General features: G+C 41.1%; 2 protein-coding genes. Both read right to left on the bottom strand.

Translation table 11 applies throughout. The annotated features are described in order from the left end of the window. Positions 1-97 precede the first annotated feature (97 nt). Positions 98-1,465 carry a RagB/SusD family nutrient uptake outer membrane protein gene (locus tag VFM80_RS00905; protein WP_395068621.1) on the bottom strand — a complete coding sequence of 456 codons (1,368 nt, stop codon included), beginning with the start codon at positions 1,463-1,465 and terminating at the stop codon, positions 98-100. An 18-nt stretch (positions 1,466-1,483) separates the two neighbouring features. After that, positions 1,484-3,218 (bottom strand): TonB-dependent receptor domain-containing protein (locus VFM80_RS00900; protein ID WP_395068619.1); only part of this gene is annotated, 1,735 nt, incomplete at its 5' end.

Genomic DNA, 3,218 nt, shown 5'->3' with positions numbered 1-3,218 from the left:
AATCGTACATCATGGAGGCAAAGATATGATTTATGTATATAAAAAAAGAGCCCTCAAATTATTGAGAGCTCTTTGAAAGTTTTAAACTTTATTCTGTTTAAAGTTCAGATTGTGGACGTGCAAGATATTCAAATATCTTACCGCCATCCAATGGAAGATCATCTAACCGGTCATATCTTCTGGCATCAATCCAGCGGTGACCTCCTTCAAACCAGAGGGAGTATCTACGCTCAAACAAAATCTGATCGATGATAGCTTGCTGATCGGCACTTGCAAAATCACCAAGATTCCAAGTGTTTCTTACCATATTGATAGCATCAACTGCATCCACAAGGTCGGTTACCTGAGCACGCCGTGCAAGTGCTTCTGCATAGATCAGGATCAACTCTTCGTTTCTAAAGAACGGGAATGAATCTCCGGTTCCGGAAAAACGGTTATCCTGATATTGAGAAGTAAGTCCCTGCAGACTTATCGGATCATCCCGTAAGAAGAATTTATTTTCAACCCGGAGATCACCCGGCTCAGCATCTGCGATCAAATCAGGATGAACCATCGGCAACTGAATGGCTGTTGTATTGGGCTCATAATAAAACGGATTAAATATATCCGGCGGGTCACCATAAACAAAGTATCCGCCTTTGTTCATTACGTCAGCCCCTACAGCTAATTCGAAAAATGGTGCCGCATCATTTACAGCTGTAATAGCTCCATCCCAGTCTTCAGCGTAGATTGCTGCCCTTGCTGCAATAGCCCTATTCAAATCAGAAAATGTTGACGGCGTGTTAAATTCACTGAAACCGGCCGTCAATTCGAATGAGAAGGAGGGCCCTGCTGCATTAAGATTGACTAAAGCTTCATCTAACAGGTCACGTATTTCCTGTAAAGCTTGATCATATTCCAAGAAAGGACCCAGATTTTCGACATCATCTACATCAATCCGAATGCCACCTTCATGGTTATTTCCCGGATCGGCTTTGTACTGAGTCATCAGAGGAATCAGATAACTATAAGCCTGCAGAGTTTTAGCAAAACCAAGATAACCATTTCGTTCTTCATCAGTCACTGCATCTGTATTATTGACTGATTCAATTAAAATATTACCCTGGTAAACTGCTCGATAAGGCGTACTATAGGCACCGGCTGAACCAAAAAACGCCGGGTCATTTTCGGCATCCGCGTTTGCTCCTACTCCCACCCACTGATTGATAAAACGTGGATCTGATGCAAACAATGGATAAACCTCTCTACCAAAGGTGCTCAAGAGATTATTTGCACCGGTGGTTGCCCTGTGCCGATCCTCCAAGCCGGTTACAAGATTCTGAAGCTGAGGTTTTGAAGCATTTTCTAATACAAGCTCCAATTGAGGATTATTTGGATCTTCTATTTCATTCGGATCCAGGAAATCACAGGCCGAAACCCCTGCTGTAAGCAGTGCAATTAACAGTATTTTATTTAAGTATTTCATTGTGTTCTTCCCTATAAATTAAAAGTCAATATTAACGTGGAACATCACTTGTCTTGAAGTGGGATAAGGTGTCACTTCCACCGTGTTATTAATAGCCTGAGTACCAAATACAGAAGTCTCGGGATCATAACCTGGATAATCAGAAAACAACAAGACATTATTGGCAGAAGCGCCAATTTTAATGTTACTCACGCTGTTTCCAAGAATGTTGGCAAGCGTTTCGGTTGGAACGGTGTAATACAGTCCAATTTCACGAAGCTTAACATAAGAAGCATCATAAACATAGGCACCTGAACCACCGTTAATCACACGGTCGGCACCTTTTGGAAATACTCCGTTGCCCAGATCTGTATTCTCAATGTTATCATTCCAGTCTGGAGAAGTACCGCCTGCATCAGTAAGGAGCTGAGAAAGGTTGATGTTATCTCCACCCTTCTTCCAATGCCATAAAAAGCTGAAGTCAAAATTTCGGAAAATATTGAATTGATTAGAAAATGACATCTCAAAATCAGGCTGCCCATCTCCATAAACCGTAAATAAGGATGGTTCACTAACAGCGGGAAGTCCAACTATTGTGGATGGCGAAAAGCCTTCCTGAATAAGATAATTACTTAAGCTTGTACCAAATCCTCCGGTTGTATATGGATCAATAGACAAACTGGTAATTTCTGACTCGTTTTTCCAAAATAAGATAGTTGAGAACCAATTCAGATTTGGATTACGAACCGGGTTCAGGTTCAGCGTAAATTCCATTCCTTTATTTTCAAGGTCTGCTGCATTTCTGGCGATCACAGCTATACCTGAAGACGTTGGCACCTGCTGGTCTAAAATTAAATCCTCTACATTTTTATTGTAGTAGGTTGCTTCCAATGAAATCCGATTCTCCATAAGAGCGAGATCTACTCCAAATTCGAGCTCTTTAGCTCTTTCTGGCTGCAGGTTTGGATCTGTACTTCTATTACTTCCATACGTAGCTAATAAACCTCCTACGTTACCAGGGGTTAAAGAACGGTAAGTAACACCGAAATTTGGCAGCCCACCGGTTTCACCATACGCAATTCTTGGTTTCAACTGGTTTAGCATGGATTCTCCAAAGAGATCAAAGTTTAGCAAATTCACTGCTAAAGATGCTTTTGGGTAAAAGTAATATTCATCTTGGTTAGCATTGAGTGAAGAACGGTCAAAACGACCACCCAGTGTAGCAATTACTTTATCATCCCAGTTTATTTCTTCTTGCCCAAACCAACTTAGATCTACTACATCAACCTCCGTCTGGTTTATTACAGATTGCACAGCCGAATTAGCAATACCTGTTTGGCCGGCTACCAGACCCTGGCCACGAACCACATTTCTTTGCTGATATTGATCAAAACGAGATAAACCAAGCTGAGTATTCAACTGAATGTTTGAAGAAACCGTTGTGGCATAGCTCAATACTGCTTGCACATTCGAGTTTAAGTTGTCCTCTATAGTATGTACAACATCTCCCGGATTTGCATTACTCTGCTGATTCTGAAGAAAAGTAGGCATCCAAACCATACTCTTGAAGGTCAGGTAATCAATACCTCCATCAACAGAAAGAGATAGTATATTTGATTCACTCTTATACAGATCTGCATTTAACTGTATTCCTTGTATCAACCGCTGTACGGTTTGATCATTTACCGCATTCGCTACTATTGATAACATATTGTCACTGAAATATGGATTATCAGGATAATTACCATCGGCATCTGGGAATAACTGAGCATAA

Origin of the sequence: Gracilimonas sp. (assembly GCF_035704785.1) — a bacterium.
In the GTDB taxonomy this organism is placed as follows: domain Bacteria; phylum Bacteroidota; class Rhodothermia; order Balneolales; family Balneolaceae; genus Gracilimonas.
Note: the sequence above shows the minus strand (reverse complement) of the source record. Positions and strands in the feature narration are given on the sequence as shown.

What these genes read in the sequence shown, in the direction of transcription:
- VFM80_RS00905 (WP_395068621.1), bottom strand. Translation starts at nt 1,465, where the DNA reads ATGAAATACTTAAATAAAATACTGTTAATTGCACTGCTTACAGCAGGG.